Source organism: Streptomyces sp. NPDC042201 (assembly GCF_055582185.1).
In genome coordinates this window covers 1-18,967 of sequence record NZ_JBVJDS010000013.1, presented here as the reverse complement: position 1 = coordinate 18,967, position 18,967 = coordinate 1, and the positions used below count along the sequence as shown (strand labels likewise).

The window sequence follows — 18,967 nt, the reverse complement described above, 5'->3', positions numbered from 1 at the left end:
CTTCGTGGCTCTCCTACGCTCGGGCCATGCGGATTCGAATCGTCGACGCCTTCACCGACCGCCCCTTCGCCGGCAACCCCGCCGGGGTGCTGCTCCTGGACTCCGGGGGCTTCCCCGACGACACCTGGCTCCAGCAGGTGGCGACGGAGGTGAACCTCTCGGAGACGGCCTTCGCCCATCCCCTGCCGCCCGGCGGCGAGGCCGACTGGGCGCTGCGCTGGTTCACCCCGGCCACCGAGGTGGACATGTGCGGCCACGCCACGCTGGCCACCGCTCATGTGCTGCACTCGACGGGGCGGGCGAGCGGGCCCCTGCGCTTCGCGGCCCGCCCGGGAATCCTCGGTGCCACCGCGTGCGAGGACGGCACGCTCACCCTCGACTTCCCGACGTCCACGCTGACCCCGCTGACGATCCCGGACGGGGTTCAGGCGGCGCTGGGGGCCGATCCGGTCTCGGTGCACGACACCTCGGAGCACATCGGCGATCTGCTGGTCGAACTGGCCGACGAGCGGACCGTACGGGGCCTCGCACCCGACTTCGCCTCACTCGCCGCCCTCTCCCGGCGCGGCATCATCGTCACCGCGGCCGCCGAGGACCCGGGCCGCGGCTACGACTTCGTCTCGCGGGGCTTCTTCCCCGGGGTCGGGATCGACGAGGACCCGGTGACCGGCAGCGCGCACACCGCGCTCGCCCCGTTCTGGTCCGCGAGGCTGGGCCGTACCGAGCTGACCGGCCTCCAGGTCTCCGCCCGCACCGGGCTCGTCCGGACCTCGCTGCGCGGCGAGCGGACCCTGCTCACCGGCCGGGCGGTGACGGTCATCGACGGGGAGCTGCTCACCTCGCCCTGACAGCGGCGCGCGCCGACAGCGCTGAGGGGCGTACGGACACTTCCGTACGCCCCTCGATGCTGTCGTGCGGCGACTACCCCGTGGGCAGCCAGTCCACTTTGCCCGCCAGCAGCGCGTATCCGACGAACGCACCGATGTCGAGCAGCGCGTGCGCCGCCACCAGCGGGCCGACCCGGCCCCAGCGCCGGTACAGGAGCACGAACACCACACCCATCACCATGTTGCCGAGGAAGCCGCCGATCCCCTGGTACAGGTGGTACGAGCCTCGCAGCACGGAGCTGGCCACCAGGGCGGCCATCGGTGTCCACCCCAGCTGTCCGAGCCTGCGCAGCAGATACCCGACGACGATGACCTCCTCCAGGACGGAGTTCTGCACCGCCGAGAGGATCAGCACCGGGAACTTCCACCACACGTCGGGCAGCGATTCCGGCACCACCGTCAGATTGAATCCGACCGCCTGCGCCACCAGATAGAACGCGAGCCCGGCACTTCCGATGCCGGCCGCCACCAGCGTTCCGCGGCCCAGGTCCGGCCAGGGCCGCCGGCCGTCGAAGCCGAGGTCGCGCATCCCACTGCCTTCCCTCAGCAGAAGATGCGCCACGAGCGCGACCGGCACCAGGGCGGCGCTGATGCCGAACAGCTGCCAGGCGAGATCGAGCCAGGGCCGCCCGGGAGCCGCCGACGAGTTGAGCGTGGCCGCCTGGTCACTCAGCGCCCCGGGCTTCGTCAGCGAACCGACAAAACTGATCAGCGCCGATACGCCACTCGCGCCCAGCGAGAGCGCCAGCACGATCACCGTCTCGGACCGCAGGGTCCTCCGTGAGAGGGCCTCCTGAGGAAAAGAACCGGCCTCCCGGCCCGCCTCCGCCTGCACACCTGCCTCCAGTCGCCTCATCCCCCACCGCCATGGGACGTCACAGCTTGCCCCACGTGTACACGATGGGCGCGGGCGGGCCCCCTCGGTCCGCCGTCGGACCGTCAGCGCTCAGCCCGTACGGCACACCTCATCCCGGACCTCCGGCGGACCGGTCTCCGGCGGCCCTGCCTCCGGCGGACCGCGCGGGGAACCCCACCGGCCAGGTGTGCACCGGCTCGCCCTGGTGCATCAGCTCGCAGTAGCGACGCGTGGTGGCCGCGAGCGCCGCGTCCCGTTCCAGGCCGGCCTCCAGCGCCCGGTGGAAGGTGTCCACCTGCCACGAGGCCCCGTTCACCCGCCGGTTGCACCGCTGCTCGATCACCCCGAGATAGAAGTCGCGGTCCGCGGGCTCGACATTCCACGCGTCGAGTCCGGCCGCGGCGAGCGGCAGCAGCTCGTCACGTACGAGCTTCACCACCGGCACCGTGGTGATCCCGGCGGCCCGCCCCGGCCGCGGCCAGCGCAGTTCGGCATCGATGCCATGACGGCAGGCGATCTCGAAGTTCTCGGCGGCCTCGGCGAAGGGCAGCCTCCGCCAGACCGGCCGCGCGTCCTCGGCGAGCGCGCGCACCAGGCCGTAGTAGAAGGCGACGTTGGCGATCACATCGGTGACCGTGGGGCCCGCGGGCAGGACGCGGTTCTCCACCCGCAGATGCGGTACGCCGTCGGTGACCTCGTACACCGGCCGGTTCCATCGGTAGACCGTGCCGTTGTGCAGCACCAGCTCCTGGAGGCTGGGCATCTCGCCGGCGTCGAGCATCCGCAGCGGATCCTCGTCGTCGCAGATCGGCAGCAGCGGCGGGAAGTAGCGCAGATTCTCCTCGAACAGGTCGTACGCGGAGTCGATCCAGCGCTCGCCGAACCAGGTCCGGGGGCGCACCCCCTGCGCCTTCAGCTCCGGCGGCCGGGTGTCGGTCGCCTGCTCGAAGAGCGGCGGCCTGGACTCCCGCCACAGTTCCCTGCCGAACAGGAAGGGCGCGTTGGCACCCAGTGCCACCTGCACGGATGCCACCGCCTGGGCCGCGTTCCACACATCCGCGAAGCGGTCCGGGGTGACCTGGAGATGCAGTTGTACGGAGGTGCAGGCCGCTTCCGGAGTGATGGACGACGACGTACACCTGAGCCGCTCCACGCCCTCGATGTCCAGGGTGAAATCCTCGCCCCTGGCCGCGACCATCTGCTCGTTGAGCAGCGTGTAGCGGTCGACGTCCGAGAGATTCGCGGGCACCACGTGATGCCGGCCGAGCGTCGGCAGAATTCCGATCATCACGATCCCGGCGTCGACCTCGCTCGCTTTGCGGTGCGCATATCCGAGGCCGGTGCGCAGTTCCTCCGCGAGCTGATCGAGCACCCGGCCGCTCAGCCGGTGCGGCGCGACATTCACTTCCAGGTTGAACATTCCGAGTTCGGTCTGGAAATCACCGCTCGCGATGCGGTTCAGCACCTCCGCATTCATCATGCGGGGCATCCCGTCGGAGCCCGCCAGATTCAGTTCGATCTCCAGACCCATCAGGTTCCTGGGCCGGTCGAACCTGTCCTCCGCCAGGAGTCGCTCCAGCACCGCGAGGCACTGCTGCAGCTTCCTGCGGTACTTCTGCCGATCGGACAGGCCTGAAGCGCCTGACTCGACCTTCTCCCCCATCGAAGTGTCCCTCCTCGAGTGGGCAGCCAACGGCATCGGCCGCTCGCGTCACGATCGATAATGCCCAGACTGGCTGATCCGTAACGTCCCACGGGCACCCCGTGCCCGCTACAGTGGCCCCAACGGTCGTGCGGCACATTCCTTTGGCATGGCGTGGTCCTCTGTTACCACTGCCCGACCGGCGCGAAAAACGCCGACGAGTTTCGGCCGTCCCCGCCGGACGAATCGCCCCAGGCCAGACGCCTGCGTTCACGGTTTATCAACATAAACTCCGCAGGAGATGGACCTAATAGTGCCTTGCCTGCAATATCCATGACCGCTAGAAGAAACATGGTGTGAACACGTGTCGTATAAACTCCGCCTACGAGGCAGAGAGTCGGCGTCCGGCGTACAGCCCTGAGCCCACCTCTGACCCCGCACGCTGACAGCGACGTCCGCACCCGCCCCGGCTCCATTTCACGCATCACCCTGTCTCCTGAGTGAGAGGCAACCCACCATGCCGCTGCATGTCCCACCGGCCCCCGCGCCCGCCCTGCGCAGCGTTCTCGCGGCACTCGGTTCCCCCACCGCCGTGCGCGATGCCCGCACCCCCGCTCTGCAGTCCGTCCAGGGACCGCTGAGCCCCGAACTCCCGCTTCCTCTTCATGTGCTCGACCAGGTCACCCCGGCCGGCCGCACGCCGCGCACCCGGCTGGTCGGCTGGCGTTTCCTGATCCGCAGCGGCGACCGCGCCGTGGCCGCCGCCGACACGATGCTCACCGCGGACGGCTGGACCTTCTCGCGCTTCTTCGAGGGCCCGTACATCACCGCGACGGAGCGGGCGGTACGCCAGGCGGAGACCCTGGGGACCTCGTACCAGCCCCGGCTGCTGTCGGTGCCCGAGCTCTACATGCTCACGCTCTGGCTGCACGGGGACACGGAGGCCGACGCCTCCACCGGCTCGCCCGCACCGGATGATGTCCTGGTGCCCCTCGCGCCGGCCCCGCCCGGCATCGCCGCCCACCGTCCGCACCGCGTCACGGAGCTGCTGCCGATGATCGGACTGCGGCTCGCCCCGGCGCCACTCCTGCGCACCCCGGCCTGAACCGCCCGCGGCGACTCGTCGGTCCTGCCCCACTCCGCCTGTGCCCCGCGGCCCCCGTGGTCGCGGGGCACAGTTCTGCCCATCCGGACTAGTCCGGTCCGGCCACCCCGAACCACCCGAAGAGACAGAGAAGTTGAACTGAACCGTCCGGCTGGGTGACACGTCCTAGTGCAGAAGGAAGAGCTGCCGCGAAATACCTGCGGATTGCCGTCCGTAGGGCAACACTAGGACTGGACCAAACATAACCGGGGGGCGACCTTGACCACATCGAGGCCCAGGACACCCGCCACGACACAGCGAAAGAACCCACCCATGTGCCAGCATCAACCCGCCTGCCCGACAGCCGACTCCGCCGACCGCGATGCCGCCCGACTGATGGCACACCACCCTGAACAGGGCTGGAGTCTGCTGTGCAACGGCGTCCTGATCTTCGAGGACACCGGCGAACTGCTGCCGGACGGAAAGATCATCGCCCCGCACCGGCCGCTGCGCACCGAACAGGTGGTGACAGCGGCCTGATGCGTTCCGGCGCGCTTGTTGCCGTTGTTCTGACTGGGGCCGGCCCGGAGACCTCCCTCCGCACCGGCCCCGACGTGTGCGCCGAGGCGTTCCCCGGCCCGCGTCAGTGGTCGTAGGCGTCCAACGGCGGGCAGGAGCAGACCAGATTGCGGTCGCCGAACGCGCCGTCGATACGGCGCACCGGCGGCCAGTACTTGTCCGCGGCCGAGACACCGGCCGGGAAGACCGCCTCGGCGCGGCTGTACGCGTGCTCCCACTCCCCGCCCAACGCGGCCGCCGTGTGCGGGGCGTTGCGCAGCGGGTTGTCGTCGGCGGGCCACTCGCCCGACGCGACCTTCTCGATCTCCGTACGAATCGCGATCATCGTCTCGCAGAAACGATCGATCTCGTTCAGGTCCTCGCTCTCGGTGGGCTCGATCATCAGCGTGCCCGCCACCGGGAAGGACATCGTCGGCGCGTGGAAGCCGTAGTCGATCAACCGCTTCGCGATGTCGTCGACGCTGACGCCCGTGGCCTTGGACAGCGGCCGCAGATCCACGATGCACTCGTGGGCCACCAGTCCGTTCGGACCGGTGTAGAGCACCGGGTAGTGCGGCTCAAGGCGCTTGGCGATGTAGTTGGCGGCCAGCACGGCGACCTGTGTCGCCCGCTTGAGGCCCTCGCCGCCCATCAGCCGGACATACGCCCAGGAGATCGGCAGGATGCCGGCCGAGCCCCACGGCGCCGCCGAGATCGGGCCGACGCCCGTCGCGGGGCCGGCGGCGGGCTGGAGCGGGTGGTTGGGCAGGTACGGGGCGAGGTGCGCCCGCACCCCGACAGGACCGACGCCGGGGCCACCGCCGCCGTGCGGGATGCAGAACGTCTTGTGCAGATTCAGATGGGACACGTCCGAGCCGAACTTGCCCGGCCGGGCCAGCCCCACCAGCGCGTTGAGGTTCGCGCCGTCCACGTACACCTGGCCGCCCGCGTCGTGCACGGCCGCGCAGATGTCACCGATGTGCTCCTCGAACACGCCGTGCGTGGACGGGTAGGTGACCATCAGGACGGACAGTTCCTCGCGGTACTGCTCGATCTTGGCGTGCAGGTCCTCGACGTCGACGTCGCCGTCCTCGCGGGTCTTGACGACGACGACCTTCATCCCGGCCATCACCGCGCTCGCGGCGTTCGTGCCGTGCGCGGAGGACGGGATGAGGCAGACGGTGCGCCGCGTGTCGCCGTTGGCCCGGTGGTAGGCGCGCACGGCCAGCAGACCGGCCAGCTCGCCCTGCGAACCGGCGTTCGGCTGGAGGGACACCGCGTCGTAGCCGGTGACCTCGGCGAGCTGCTCCTCCAGCTCCCTGATCAGCGTCAGATAGCCCTGTGCCTGGTCGGCCGGGGCGAAGGGGTGCAGCGCGCCGAACTCGGGCCAGGTGACCGGCTCCATCTCGGTGGTCGCGTTCAGCTTCATGGTGCACGAGCCGAGCGGGATCATGCCCCGGTCCAGCGCGTAGTCACGGTCGGCGAGCTTGCGCAGATAACGCAGCATCGCGGTCTCGGAGCGGTACTGGTGGAAGACGGGATGCGTCAGGTACTCGCCGGTCCGCAGCAGGGCCTCGGGCAGCGCCTCGGCCACCACCGCGTCCAGCGCCTCGATGTCGCACTCGACGTCGAAGGCGGTCCACACGGCGGCCAGCTGGGCGCGTCCGGTGGTCTCGTCACAGGCGAGGGAGACATGGTCGCCGTCCACGAGATGGAGGTTGACCCCGCCCTCGCGGGCGGCGGCGACCACCCCGGCGGCCCTGCCGGGAACCCGCACGGTCAGCGTGTCGAAGTACGCGCCGTGGACGACCTCGACACCGCCCGCACGCAGGCCCTCGGCGAGCAGCGTCGCGTACCGGTGGGTGCGCCGCGCGATGCCGCGCAGCCCCTCGGGGCCGTGGTAGACGGCGTACATCCCGGCCATGACGGCCAACAGCACCTGCGCGGTACAGATGTTGCTGGTGGCCTTCTCGCGGCGGATGTGCTGCTCACGGGTCTGGAGCGCCAGCCGGTACGCCTTGTTGCCGTCGGCGTCCACGGAGACCCCGACGAGCCGGCCCGGCAGGCTGCGCGCGAACCTGTCGCGTACGGCCATGAAGCCGGCGTGCGGTCCGCCGAAGCCCATCGGCACCCCGAAGCGCTGCGTGGTGCCGACCGCGATGTCCGCGCCCAGCTCACCGGGCGAGGTGAGGAGCGTCAGCGCGAGCAGGTCGGCGGCGACCGTGACGATCGCGCCCAGCTGGTGCGCCCGCTCGACGACGGGCCTGATGTCCCGGACGGCCCCGGAGGCGCCCGGGTACTGGATCAGCACACCGAAGACACCGCGCTCGGCCACCTCGGCGGGGATGCCCTCGCTCAGGTCCGCGACGACGACCTCGACGCCGGTCGGCTCGGCGCGGGTCCTGATCACGGCGACGGTCTGCGGCAGGGCGTCGGAGTCGACCAGGAAGACACCGTCCTTGACCTTGCCGACGCGGCGCGACAGCGCCATCGCCTCCGCCGCCGCCGTGCCCTCGTCCAGCAGGGAGGCGCCCGAGGTCGGCAGGCCGGTCAGCTCGGCCACGACGGTCTGGAAGTTGAGCAGCGCCTCGAGACGGCCCTGGGAGATCTCCGGCTGGTACGGCGTGTACGCGGTGTACCACGCCGGGTTCTCCATGACGTTGCGCAGGATCACCGGAGGGGTGAACGTGCCGTAGTACCCGAGACCGATCATCGGCGCCAGCACCTGGTTGCGGTCCGCGAGGGACCGCAGCTCGGCCAGGACCTCGGCTTCGGTACGGGCGCCGGGAAGCCGCAGGGCCTCGGCGCTCTTGATCACGTCCGGCACCGCGGCGGCGGTCAGCTCGTCGAGCGAGCCGTATCCGACCTGCGCGAGCATCTTCGCCTGCGCCGCCGCGTCGGGCCCGATGTGGCGCTGCTCGAAGGGGATCCCTCGCTCCAGCTGTGCGAGCGGAATGCGGTTGGGGGTCATGCGGAGGCCTCCTGGTCTGACACGACCTGCGAGGGGCACCAAGACGCGGGTGCCCGGACGGCCTCCCCCTCTGTCATCTCGACCTGAGAGCTTCACCGGCCCGCCACGAGGCGGCCCGGCTTTCACCGTCGGTGAGAGCGGATGCCGTCCGACGCCCGCCCTGCTTTCCAGAGTGACCTCGTCCGCGCGGTACGGGGGCCTGAGAGATTCCGGGGAGGATTTGCTCCTTCGGCGCCCCCGGTTGTTCTCACCGGAGGACTCTCCCGCACGGGGTCAGCAGCCGTTCGCCAGCCTACCAGCGAGGTCTTGCGGACAACTTTCGAGTGGCCGACGTCTCATATCTGCACTTTTGTAGTATTTACCAGCAGTTGCGACCAGTTGGAGGGACCGTGGAGACCGATATCGATCCGCGCAGCCTGATCGGCCGCAAGGCATTCGACCGACATGGCCACAAGCTCGGCACGGTGGACGAGGTGTATCTCGACGACGCCACCGGGATCCCGGAGTGGGCGGCCGTCCGCACCGGGATCTTCAGCCGCGATGCCTTCGTCCCTCTCGCACCCAGCACGCTGACGAACAACGCACTGCAGGTCCCGTTCGAGCGCGCCCTCATCAGGGATGCCCCCGACTTCGGCGTGGGCCGCCATCTCTCCCCCGAGCAGGAGCTCCAGCTCTACCACCACTACGGACTCACCCTTCCCGAGCCCGAGCCGCCGGAGGGGGCCGCGTCCCTCTCCGAGCGTGACTCCGATCACAACTTCGGACGGCTGGCCGGCCAGGACGACTGATCCGCCGCCGGTACCAGAGGCAGCGGGTCGGACAGCTCCAGATCCGGATCGTCGACCCAGAACGTCCGCACCCGCCCCGGCTCGGACCCCGGCTCCTCGAACCGTACGGTGACCCTCCGCAGCCCGCTGCCCTGTACCCAGCCCGCTCCGAACTCGGTGTGGCGCACATCATGTCCGGCCGGGAAGCGCCGCTCGGCGGGCGCCTCCGACGCCACCGCCGGCGCGCTCCCGGGCTCCTGCTCGGCCGCCCGTTCGGCCTCCCGCTCCGGGCCGCCCTCGGCGGCCCGGTCGTCGGCCGGCTCAGGCGCGACGACGGGCCCGTGACGGGCGGACTCGTCGGCCGCGGCCTGGGCGAAGAGATCCTCCTGGGTGAAGTCCGCGAGCCCCGTCACCCCCACCCCCAGCAGCCGCACCCCGCCCATGGTGTCCACCGACTCCAGCAGCCGCCCCGCCGCCTCCCGCACCACTCCCGGGTCGTCCGTGGGACCGCGGAGCGTCTCCGAACGGGTCAGCGTGGAGAAGTCGTACCGCCGGACCTTGAGCACGACCGTCCGTCCCGAGCGCCCGGCCGCCCGCAGCCGCTCGACGCACCGGTCGGCGAGCCGGTCCACCTCCGTCCTCACCCGGGCCCGGTCGTGCAGATCGACATCGAAGGTGTCCTCGACCGACACGGACTTGGCATCGCGGTCCGACACCACGGGCCGGTCGTCGTGCCCGCGCGCCATCCGGTACAGCGAGGCACCGTGCGCCTTCCCCAGCAGCCGTACGAGCTCGTCCTCACCCGCCCCGGCCAGTTCGGCGACGGTGGTCATCCCGGCCCGTCTCAGATGCTCTCCGGTAGCCGGCCCCACCCCGGGCAGGATCCGCGCGGACATCGGCCCCAGCAGCTCGCGCTCCGTGCCGGGCTCGATGAGCACCAGACCGTCCGGCTTGGCCTGCTCCGAGCCGATCTTCGCCAGCATCTTGGACCCCGCGAGCCCGACGGAACCGGTGAGGCCGGTGACCGCCCTGATGTCCCGGCGCAGCCGCTCGCCCGCCGCCCGCGCGGAAGCCGAGTCATGCGCGGAGCCGCCCGCCTCCAGGTCCACGAAGGCCTCGTCCAGGCTGAGCGGCTCCACCAGCGGGGAGAGCCGCCCCAGCAGCTCCATCACCTGCTCGCTGATCGCGCGGTAGACGGAGAAGCGGGGTACGAGGTAGGCGGCGTTCGGAGCGAGCCGTCTCGCCTGGCCCATCGGCATCGCCGAATGCACCCCGAACCGTCTCGCCTCGTACGAGGCCGTCGAGACCACCCCGCGCGGACCCAGACCGCCGACCACCACCGGCTTTCCGCGCAGACTCGGCTTCGCCGCCTGCTCGGCGGCGGCGAAGAAGGCATCCATGTCCAGATGCAGGATCGTCGGCGCGGATCTCACCCCACCGATGCTCCCTCACACCACTGACAATCGGCCGCAGGAGCGGCGCGGGACAGCGCCCGGAGGGGCCGGAAGGGCCGGCGGAGGGGTCAGACGGCGCGGTCCCGGCGCCGCCGGGCCAGTTCGTCGGCGGGATTGTTGCCGATCAGCGTCTCGCCGGTGTCGATCCGCTCCCCGTGGAGCTGCGACAGCGCGGCCTCGACATCCCGCCACACCACGCCGACCGCGATCCCGAAGATGCCCTGGCCGCCCTGGAGGAGGTCCACGACCTCGTCGGGCGAGGAGCATTCGTAGACCGTCGCGCCGTCGCTCATGAGCGTCATCCGCTCAAGATCCTGGAAACCCCGGGCCCGCAGATGCTGGACCGCCGCCCTGATGTTCTGCAGAGCGACCCCGGTATCCAGGAACCGCTTCACGATCTTCAGGACGACAACATCCCGGAAGCTGTAGAGCCGCTGGGTGCCGGAGCCGTACGCAGAGCGCACGCTCGGCTCGACCAGCCCCGTACGCGCCCAGTAGTCCAACTGGCGGTAGGTGATGCCCGCCGCCGCGCACGCGGTCGGGCCCCGGTATCCGACGGTCTCGACACCGGGGTCGGCCGCACTGCCGTGAAGCGGATACGGCCCGCCCGCCGCCGTACCGTCGCCGCTGCTTCTCACGCCGACCCTCCGTCCTTGACCTGCCCTGTCGAAGGTAGGCAGTCACCCGGGGTGCGTCAACGATCGCCACACTCGCCACGCCGAGTGATAATCACCCTGAGTGTGGTTTCCCGTGCCCGCTTTCGGGGAAGGGCTGCTCGAATGCGCTGACAAAAGCCCGGTGCAGCGCTCACCGGCCGCTCACTGGCTGTTGGTTCCGAAGTCCTCCGGAGAGATCTGGTCGAGGAACTCGCGGAACTTCTCCACCTCGTCCTCCTGCTCGTCCGGGATGGCGATGCCGGCATCGTCCAGAACCCCGTCACTGCCGTAGATCGGCGTACCCGTGCGCAGCGCCAGCGCTATGGCGTCGGACGGCCTGGCGCTCACCTCGACCCCGCTGGCGAAGACCAGCTCCGCATAGAAGACCCCTTCACGCAGATCCGTGATGCGGACCTCGGTGAGCTCCTGGCCCACCGCCTCAAGGACGTCCTTGAAGAGGTCGTGCGTCAGCGGCCGGGCCGGGGCCATGCCCTGCTGGGCGAAGGCAATAGCGGTAGCCTCCCCCGGTCCGATCCAGATGGGGAGGTACCGGTCGCCTCCCACTTCACGCAGGAGCACGATCGGTTGGTTGGAGGGCATTTCCACCCGGACACCCACAACGTCGAGCTCGTTCACACAGCAACCCTAGGACGTGCCCGGCCGGTTTGGGTAGTCGGACATCCCCATGATCAGTGCTGCCGGACCCCGAGAGCCGTCCGCACCAGCGCCGCGTGCAGCCGTACGGAGAGCGCGGCGAGTTCATTCGTGGTCGCCTCGGCATGGGCCCTGGTCTGCGGATTACGGTGCCGCCGCAGCGGCGCCACCACCTGCTCGACCAGCCCCGCCTCACGCTCGGCGGCCGCCTTCATGGCTCGCAGATGCCGGGGCTCCAGGCCGAATCTCCCCAGATCCGCGATGAGTTTCGCCACAGTGACCGACTCCGGGTCGTATCCACCGTCCGGCAGCGGACCGATGAGGCCGTACGACTCCCACTCGTCGAGCCGGCTCTCGGCGACCTCGGCGGCGGCGAGCAGCTCCTCGCGGCCGATCCTCGCCGCGGTCGGAACCTCGCTCCCGGCCTCCCAGGCGCCGCCCAGCGGCTCCCGCTGCGGGCCGGGCAGCTGAACGCGCTCGCCGCGTCCCTGGGCGTCCAGATGCTCTCTGATGACCTTCAGCGGAAGATAGTGATCGCGCTGCATCCGCAGCACGCGGGCCAGCCGCTCGACGTCCTCGGAGCTGAACTTGCGGTAGCCGGAGGCGGTTCTGCGCGGCTCGACCAGCCCCTCCGCCTCCAGAAAACGGATCTTGGAGATGGTGACCTCGGGAAACTCGTCCCGCAGCCGGCTCAGCACCGCGCCGATGCTGACCAGCGGGTCGCCCGTGGGGGCGGTGCCGTGACCGGCACCGCCCGACGGTGTTCGCAGCATGGACCTTCCCTGAGGGGTCACACGCCCCGCTGGCTCCCGTAGAAGACCAGCCGGTACTTTCCGATCTGGACCTCGTCGCCGTTCGCCAGCAGGACCGAATCGATCCGCTCACGGTTGACGTACGTGCCGTTGAGGCTGCCCACGTCCGAGACGGTGAAGTGACCGTCGGCGCCCCTGCGGAACTCCACATGGCGGCGCGACACGGTCACGTCGTCGAGGAAGATGTCGCTCTGGGGGTGACGGCCGGCCGTGGTCAGCTCGCTGTCCAGCAGGAAGCGGCTGCCCGAATTCGGACCGCGGCGCACCACCAGGAGCGCCGAGCCCAGTGGCAGGGCGTCGACGGCGGCCTGCGCCTCCGGAGAGAGCGACGGAAGCGCCGTCTGACCGGTCACTTCGGAGTCGTACGCTTCGAGGCCGGAGATGGAGATCGTCGAGGTCGTCTCCGAAGCGCGCTCCGCGGGCACCCCGGGCCGCAGCGGCGCACCACAGTTGGAGCAGAACCGACTGGCCTCGGCGTTTCGGTGTCCGCACCTCGTGCAAACCGGCAAGGCCGACATGGCGGGGTCCTCCTGCCGCGACTGCCCCGTGGGGGCATCGGATGCGTACGGGTCCGAGGAAAACCCTCCACCCGTACCTGAGGCTGATGACTCCCCGAAACCTATGCGGCCGGGACCGGCAGGGTCAACAGACGACGCGCCCCGCCCCTCGGGTGCGGCGCCACCCTGACCACCCACCTCGTCACGGAAGAGCGGGCGCTCGCCGCCCGGCTCCTCGCTCTGGCCCTGGCGCGCCGCGCGATGGCGAGCGGAGCCGCCGTCCTCGCGTGCGCTCTTGCCGAACAACTTCGCAAACAACTTCACGGGCGATTCCCCTTGACCGATACAGACCCGCCCGTGGGGCAGGACGAACCCTGAATGAACACACCTGCCGACCCGGACATCTTGACAACGTCCGTATCCACCGGACAGTTTCCACCACACACCACGCTGTTCGTGCGCCGACCCCCCGCAACCTCATGCCCGCGTCCGGCAGCTGCCATGCACCGCCGGCTCACGGCGATGACGACCGAGCGTAGTCAGGCCGCTGCGCCGGTCGCAAGGCGTCCACGGTGATCTTCTCAGCCCGGGTCACCGTGGCTGTGGCCTGCTCCTTCTCCAGCGTCTGCACCACGCCGCCCGGAATGTTGAGAGCGGGCTCGAGATCCTGCGGCTTGCCGATGACCTTGAAGCGGTACGGCGCCGTCACCGCCTTGCCGTCCACCTGTACGTCACCTCCCGTACCCGAGAAGTAAGTATCCGCGATCACCCGCATGTCATTGACCTGAATCGCCTCGGCGCCCGCGGCCCGCAGCTCCTGGAGGGCGTCGAGCAGCATGTCCGGCTCGACCGTGCCGCTCGGGTCGTTGATGGTGAGGGTGATGCCGGGCCCCTGAGCGGCGACCGTGCCGGCCAGGATGCCCAGCTGCTGTTCCTTCTCCATCGTCTGCTTACGGGCCTCCTCGGCCTGGTCCGAGCTGGTCTCCAGCTCGGTGCGCTGGTTCACGAGACGCTGCTTCTCGTCCTCCAGCCGCTGAGTGCGGTCGTCGAGCTCGTCGAGGATGCGCACCAGGTCCTCCTGACGGGCGCCCCGCAGCGCGCTGTCGTCATTGTTCGACCTGACCTGGATGGCGAGCCCGAGCCCGAGCACGAACAGCAGGACGGCGACGATGAGTTGAGCCCGGGTGACACGCGGCGGCCACAGCCCCGCCGCCAACCGCTGACGACCGGTCAGCTGTTGCGGCTCGGCGGCCGGCGCAGTGTCCGCGGATCCCTCGTTCCTGGGGGTCTCTTCGCTGCTCATCGGCCTCACGCCCGGAACACGTGCCGCCGGATCGCGGCAGCGTTGGAGAAGATCCGGATACCCAGCACGACGACCACGCCGGTGGACAGCTGGGCGCCCACGCCCAGCTTGTCGCCCAGGAAGACGATGAGCGCGGCCACGACGACGTTCGACAGGAAGGAGACCACGAACACCTTGTCGACGAAGATCCCGTCGAGCATGGCCCGCAGGCCACCGAAGACCGCGTCCAGAGCGGCGACGACGGCGATCGGGAGATAGGGCTCGACCACCGCCGGCACCTCGGGCCGGACCAATAGCCCGACCACGACTCCCACGACGAGGCCCAGTACGGCGATCACGATGTGCCCTTCCCGGTGTCGGCCGTGCCCTGCCCGTTGCTCTTCCCGGCGTCGGCGGCCTGCGGCTCTGCGGTACGTACGATCAGGCTCGGCGCGGCAGGCAGACGCACCTCTTCCTGGTCGGAGATGCTGGTGCGGATACCGAAGCTCTCCTGCAGCGAATGCAGATACTGGCCGTCGGCACTGTTCTCGAATGTGGTGCTCAGCTTTTTCCCGTCCCCCACCGCGAGCACCGTGTACGGCGGCACCAGCGGCCTGTTGTCGACCAATATGGCGTCGCCCGCGGCCCGGATCGCGGACAGTGAGGTCAGCCGCTGTCCGTTGATGGCGATGGCTTCCGCGCCCGATTCCCACAGGCCGTTGACGACCAGCTGCATGTCCCGGTCGCGTACCCGGCCCTTGTCGGAGAAGCCGCTGCTCTCCCGCGGCCCGCCGCCGCCCGATTGGGTGTCTTTGGCGTCATCGACCACGAGCTTCACACCGGGACCGTGCACCGCCGTGGCACCGGCGACCAGCGCGACCCGTGCGCCCTGATCGCCGCCGAGGGAGCGCAGCGCCGCGCGCTGCCGCTCGCCGACCTCACCACGGAGTTTCTCGACCGTCTGTTCCAGCGCGTCCGCCGCCGAGGTCTCGTCGTTGATCCGGTCGATGAGCTCCTCGCGCTCCTTGGCCACGACCGGCGCCGAGATCCGCGCCTGGGCCGCACCGACGGTGACCACCATGGCGGCCAGCACCAGACCCGCCGCGAGCCCGAGCTTCGCCCGGAGTGTGCGCGGCAGTCCGCCCTCCTCGGCGTCCCTGCGGGCCGCCGCCTCCGCATAGCCTTCGTCGAGGCTGTGGTCCATCACATTCGTCAGCAGCGACATCGAAGCATCGGGGCGCGCGGGTGGAGAAGCGGTACTCCGAATGGGGGGCTGCTGCGACATGCCGCACATCGTCGCACGTCGCACGCGCTACCGCCGAATGGCCCCACCGGTGCGCCGGACGGCGTACGAAGACACCGCCCGGCACACCGGTCCCACCTGGCTGACCTGCCCTGAACCTGCCCTAGTGGCCTGCGCTGTCCACGACGGACGACCACTCGTCCAGCAGCGCCTGCGCCGACGCGTCGTCGGGGCCTTCCGCCCACAGATGAGTGACGGCCTCGGAGGGGTCGGGCAGCACCATGACCCAGCGCCCGTCGGCCTCGACCACCCGTACGCCGTCGGTCGTGTCCACCTGCCGGTCGCCCGCCGCCTCCACGACGGTGCGCATCACCAGACCCTTGACGGCCCAGGGGGTCGCCAGGTCCCGCCGCAGCACATGCGCACGCGGAATACGGGCGTCGATCTGGCTCAGCGTGAGCTGTGTACGCGCCACAAGCCCGAGCAGCCGCACAAAGGCCGCCGTACCGTCGAGGACACTGCTGAACTCCGGCACGATGAAGGCGCCACGCCCGTCACCACCGAAGATCGTGGTCTCCTCGCGGCCCACCCGGGTCAGATCGTCGGGTGACGTGGTCGTCCACTCCACCTGAGTCCCGTGGTACGCGGCGACCTGCTCGGCGATCCTGGTGGTCGTCACGGGCAGTGCCACCCGCCCGCTGCGCCGCTCGGCCGCGACCAGATCCAGCAGCACCAGCAGGGCCCGGTCGTCCTCGATGATCCGCCCTCGTTCGTCGACGAGCGACAGCCGCTCACCGACGGGGTCGAACCGCACCCCGAACGCGGCACGCGCCGAGGCGACGATCTCCCCGAGCCTGACCAGACCGGAGCGGCGCGACTCGGCCGTCTCGGTCGGCCGCGCCTCGTCGAGACCGGGATTGATGGTCAGCGCGTCGACACCGAGCCGGCCCAGCAGGCTGGGCAGCACCAGGCCGGCGCTGCCGTTGGACGCGTCGACCACGACCTTGAGCCCGGCCTCGGCGATCCCCGAGGTGTCGACATTGCGGAGCAACGAGCCGGTGTACGAGTCGAAGACGCTGGCGGGGAAGTGAAGGTCCCCGATCTCCCCGGGGAACGCGCGACGGTACTCCTGGCGTGCGTACACCCGGTCCAGCTTGCGCTGACCGGCCTGCGACAGGTCCGCTCCCCGCTCGTCGAAGAACATGATGTCCACCGAGTCGGGCACGCCCGGCGACGTACGGATCATGATGCCGCCGGCGCTGCCCCGGGCGGTCTGCTGACGGGCGACCGGCAGCGGTACGTTCTCCAGGTCCCGCACGTCGATGGCGCTGGACTGCAGCGAGGAGATCACGGCCCGTTTGAGGGCACGCGCGCCACGTGAGTGATCACGCGCCGTGGTGACCGTGGACCCCTTCTTCAGGGTGGTGGCGTACGCTCCGGCCAGCCGCACCACGACTTCCGGTGTGATCTCGACGTTCAGGATGCCGGAGACTCCGCGGGCTCCGAAGAGATTCGCCTGCCCCCTGGACTCCCAGATCACCGAGGTGTTGACGAACGCGCCCGCCTCGATGGTCTTGAACGGGTAGACCCGCACATTGCCCTGGATGATCGATTCCTCGCCGACGAGGCACTCGTCGCCGATGACCGCGCCGTCCTCGATCCGGGCCGCTCGCATGATGTCGGTGTTCTTACCGATCACGCAGCCACGCAGATTGCTGTGCTGCCCGATATAGACGTTGTCGTGGACGACCGCCCGGTGGAGGAACGCACCGGTCTTGATGACGACGTTGGACCCGACGACGGTGTGCTCGCGGAGCTCCACGTCGGCTTCGACCTTGGCGTAGTCACCGATGTACAGCGGACCGCGCAGCACCGCGTCGGGGTCGACCTCGGCGCCTTCGGCCACCCATACGCCGGGAGAGATCTCGAAGCCGTCGATGTCCACATCGACTTTGCCCTCGAGAACATCGGCCTGGGCCTTCACATAGCTCTCGTGCGTGCCGACGTCCTCCCAGTAGCCCTCGGCGATATAGCCGTAAATGGGCTTGCCTTCCTTCATCAGCTGAGGGAAGACATCGCCGGACCAGTCGACGGAGACATCGGCCTCGACGTAGTCGAAGACCTCGGGCTCCATGACATAGATGCCCGTATTCACGGTGTCCGAGAAGACCTGGCCCCAGGTGGGCTTCTCCAGGAAGCGTTCGACCTTTCCCTCTTCGTCCACGATCGTGATGCCGAATTCCAGCGGATTCGGCACCCGGGTCAGGCACACCGTCACCAGTGCGCCCTTCTCCTTGTGGAAGGCGATGAGGTCGGTCAGGTCGAAGTCGGTGAGAGCGTCTCCGGAAATGACGAGGAAGGCATCGTCCTTCAGGGCCTCTTCGGCATTCTTGACGCTCCCGGCGGTGCCGAGCGGCTTCTCCTCGTTGGCGTAGGTGAGCTCCATACCGAGCTCTTCACCGTCGCCGAAGTAGTTCTTGACGAGGGAGGCGAGGAATTGCACGGTTACGACGGTCTCGCTGAGCCCATGACGCTTGAGCAACCGCAGCACATGCTCCATGATCGGCCGATTCACCACCGGCAGGAGCGGCTTGGGCATGCTCGAGGTCATGGGGCGAAGTCGAGTTCCTTCGCCACCAGCCATCACGACGGCCTTCATGTCGGAAGCGTCCTCCTTGAAGAGACGGACTCGCCGACTTCACCCGTCTGGACAGAGGCCTCATGGCGTCAGGCGCGGGCCGGCGACTCTGCACGGCACCACTTCGACGAGCTCAATCGGCCGCGTTGTCCGCCTTGACGAGCCGGCGGACCTGGACCACATACAGGATCCCTGCCCACCAATACAGGGTTGTACCCCATCCGGCGAACGCCCATCCGAAAACTTCGGCGAGTGACGCAAGCCATCCGTTCCCGTCACTGAGGAGCAGGAGCGGGAAGGCGTACATCAAGTTGAAGGTAGCCGCCTTCCCCAGGAAGTTCACCTGGGGAGGCGGATAGCCGTGCCGGCGAAGGATTCCCACCATCACCAGAAGCATCAACTCTCGCGCCAATAGCGCCGCGGTGAGCCAGAGGGGCAAGATCTCTCGCCAGGTGAGCCCGACCAGGGTGGAAAGGATGTACAGCCGGTCGGCGGCGGGGTCCAGGAGCCGTCCCAGGCTGCTGATCTGGTTCCACCGGCGAGCGAGCTTTCCGTCGAGATAGTCGCTGACACCGCTCAGCATCAGCACCAGCAATGCCCAGCCGTCGCTCTTGGGTCCTCCGAACTCGGGGCGGAGGATCAGCCACAGGAAGAGCGGCACACCGACGAGGCGAGCCATGCTGAGGATGTTGGGGATGGTGAGCACCCGGTCCGTCTGAACGCGAGTCTCCTGGACCTCCACCCGGGGGCCTCCTGTGTGGAACGTGCCAACGATGCCTCCTGACCTTACCCTCAGCCTCGGCCGGCGAGTGCAAGGGGGTAACCGGACATCCCTGAAACGGTCTTGAAACCGGGCCAATGAAAATGGTCGTGAACGCAGAAATGCCCCGCACCATACGGTGCGGGGCATTCCCACAAAGGTTGTTCGGCGGCGTCCTACTCTCCCACAGGGTCCCCCCTGCAGTA

At 69.4% G+C, this 18,967-nt stretch carries 17 protein-coding genes and 1 riboswitch; of the genes, 4 read left to right on the top strand and 13 right to left on the bottom strand.

Features of this window, described 5'->3' with window-relative positions:
• Positions 1 to 26: 26 nt before the first annotated feature.
• The gene (locus ACZ6MZ_RS27675; RefSeq protein WP_469354992.1) at positions 27 to 848 is read left to right on the top strand and encodes a PhzF family phenazine biosynthesis protein; all 822 of its coding nucleotides are present in this window, start codon (positions 27 to 29) and stop codon (positions 846 to 848) included.
• Positions 849 to 921: 73 nt separating this feature from the next.
• On the opposite strand, the gene ACZ6MZ_RS27670 is transcribed toward ACZ6MZ_RS27675, so the two are convergent.
• On the bottom strand, positions 922 to 1,743 hold the full coding sequence (locus ACZ6MZ_RS27670) for a CPBP family intramembrane glutamic endopeptidase (RefSeq protein ID WP_389792495.1): 822 nt from the start codon (positions 1,741 to 1,743) through the stop codon (positions 922 to 924).
• A gap of 109 nt (positions 1,744 to 1,852) precedes the next feature.
• Positions 1,853 to 3,406 (bottom strand): glutamate-cysteine ligase family protein, encoded by a 1,554-nt coding sequence (locus ACZ6MZ_RS27665; RefSeq protein ID WP_389792497.1) that lies wholly within the window; start codon positions 3,404 to 3,406, stop codon positions 1,853 to 1,855.
• Between the two features lie 496 nt (positions 3,407 to 3,902).
• On the opposite strand from ACZ6MZ_RS27665, the gene ACZ6MZ_RS27660 reads away from it, so the two are divergent.
• Positions 3,903 to 4,490 (top strand): hypothetical protein, encoded by a 588-nt coding sequence (locus ACZ6MZ_RS27660; protein ID WP_384192744.1) that lies wholly within the window; start codon positions 3,903 to 3,905, stop codon positions 4,488 to 4,490.
• Positions 4,491 to 4,802: 312 nt separating this feature from the next.
• Positions 4,803 to 5,009, top strand: a complete 207-nt coding sequence (locus ACZ6MZ_RS27655; RefSeq protein ID WP_384192747.1) for a DUF5999 family protein — start codon at positions 4,803 to 4,805, stop codon at positions 5,007 to 5,009.
• Positions 5,010 to 5,112: 103 nt separating this feature from the next.
• Here ACZ6MZ_RS27655 and gcvP read toward each other — a convergent pair whose 3' ends face one another.
• Positions 5,113 to 7,998 (bottom strand): aminomethyl-transferring glycine dehydrogenase, encoded by a 2,886-nt coding sequence (gene gcvP, locus ACZ6MZ_RS27650; RefSeq protein WP_389792501.1) that lies wholly within the window; start codon positions 7,996 to 7,998, stop codon positions 5,113 to 5,115.
• Between the two features lie 177 nt (positions 7,999 to 8,175).
• A riboswitch (glycine riboswitch) is annotated at positions 8,176 to 8,274 on the bottom strand.
• 113 nt (positions 8,275 to 8,387) lie between these two features.
• On the opposite strand from gcvP, the gene ACZ6MZ_RS27645 reads away from it, so the two are divergent.
• A complete protein-coding gene (locus ACZ6MZ_RS27645; RefSeq protein ID WP_384192753.1) occupies positions 8,388 to 8,786 on the top strand; it encodes a PRC-barrel domain-containing protein in 399 nt (132 codons plus the stop codon).
• Here the strand turns inward: ACZ6MZ_RS27645 and ACZ6MZ_RS27640 are convergent.
• The 10 genes from ACZ6MZ_RS27640 to ACZ6MZ_RS27595 all read right to left on the bottom strand — a co-directional run bounded on the left by ACZ6MZ_RS27640 (position 8,750) and on the right by ACZ6MZ_RS27595 (position 18,743).
• Positions 8,750 to 10,198: a DNA polymerase IV gene (locus tag ACZ6MZ_RS27640; RefSeq protein ID WP_389792503.1), complete on the bottom strand. Its 1,449-nt coding sequence runs from the start codon at positions 10,196 to 10,198 to the stop codon at positions 8,750 to 8,752. The two genes, ACZ6MZ_RS27645 and ACZ6MZ_RS27640, sit on opposite strands and share 37 nt — an antisense overlap.
• An 89-nt stretch (positions 10,199 to 10,287) precedes the next feature.
• On the bottom strand, positions 10,288 to 10,857 hold the full coding sequence (locus ACZ6MZ_RS27635; RefSeq protein WP_384192757.1) for a MerR family transcriptional regulator: 570 nt from the start codon (positions 10,855 to 10,857) through the stop codon (positions 10,288 to 10,290).
• A 180-nt stretch (positions 10,858 to 11,037) separates the two neighbouring features.
• A complete protein-coding gene (locus ACZ6MZ_RS27630) occupies positions 11,038 to 11,511 on the bottom strand; it encodes a bifunctional nuclease family protein (protein WP_006123076.1) in 474 nt (157 codons plus the stop codon).
• Between the two features lie 53 nt (positions 11,512 to 11,564).
• Positions 11,565 to 12,302, bottom strand: a complete 738-nt coding sequence (ftsR, locus tag ACZ6MZ_RS27625) for a transcriptional regulator FtsR (RefSeq protein ID WP_389792505.1) — start codon at positions 12,300 to 12,302, stop codon at positions 11,565 to 11,567.
• A 17-nt stretch (positions 12,303 to 12,319) separates the two neighbouring features.
• Positions 12,320 to 13,282 carry an FHA domain-containing protein gene (locus tag ACZ6MZ_RS27620; protein WP_389792507.1) on the bottom strand — a complete coding sequence of 321 codons (963 nt, stop codon included), beginning with the start codon at positions 13,280 to 13,282 and terminating at the stop codon, positions 12,320 to 12,322.
• A gap of 70 nt (positions 13,283 to 13,352) precedes the next feature.
• Positions 13,353 to 14,141: a DUF881 domain-containing protein gene (locus tag ACZ6MZ_RS27615; RefSeq protein WP_384337626.1), complete on the bottom strand. Its 789-nt coding sequence runs from the start codon at positions 14,139 to 14,141 to the stop codon at positions 13,353 to 13,355.
• Between the two features lie 5 nt (positions 14,142 to 14,146).
• Positions 14,147 to 14,479 carry a small basic family protein gene (locus ACZ6MZ_RS27610; protein ID WP_003970459.1) on the bottom strand — a complete coding sequence of 111 codons (333 nt, stop codon included), beginning with the start codon at positions 14,477 to 14,479 and terminating at the stop codon, positions 14,147 to 14,149.
• Complete coding sequence (locus ACZ6MZ_RS27605) at positions 14,476 to 15,405, bottom strand: DUF881 domain-containing protein (RefSeq protein ID WP_469354990.1); 930 nt, start codon at positions 15,403 to 15,405, stop codon at positions 14,476 to 14,478. The genes ACZ6MZ_RS27610 and ACZ6MZ_RS27605 overlap by 4 nt, the downstream gene beginning before the upstream one ends.
• 121 nt (positions 15,406 to 15,526) lie before the next feature.
• On the bottom strand, positions 15,527 to 18,022 hold the full coding sequence (locus ACZ6MZ_RS27600) for a sugar phosphate nucleotidyltransferase (protein ID WP_384192768.1): 2,496 nt from the start codon (positions 18,020 to 18,022) through the stop codon (positions 15,527 to 15,529).
• Between the two features lie 112 nt (positions 18,023 to 18,134).
• Positions 18,135 to 18,743 carry a CDP-alcohol phosphatidyltransferase family protein gene (locus tag ACZ6MZ_RS27595; RefSeq protein WP_384337622.1) on the bottom strand — a complete coding sequence of 203 codons (609 nt, stop codon included), beginning with the start codon at positions 18,741 to 18,743 and terminating at the stop codon, positions 18,135 to 18,137.
• Positions 18,744 to 18,967: the final 224 nt, after the last annotated feature.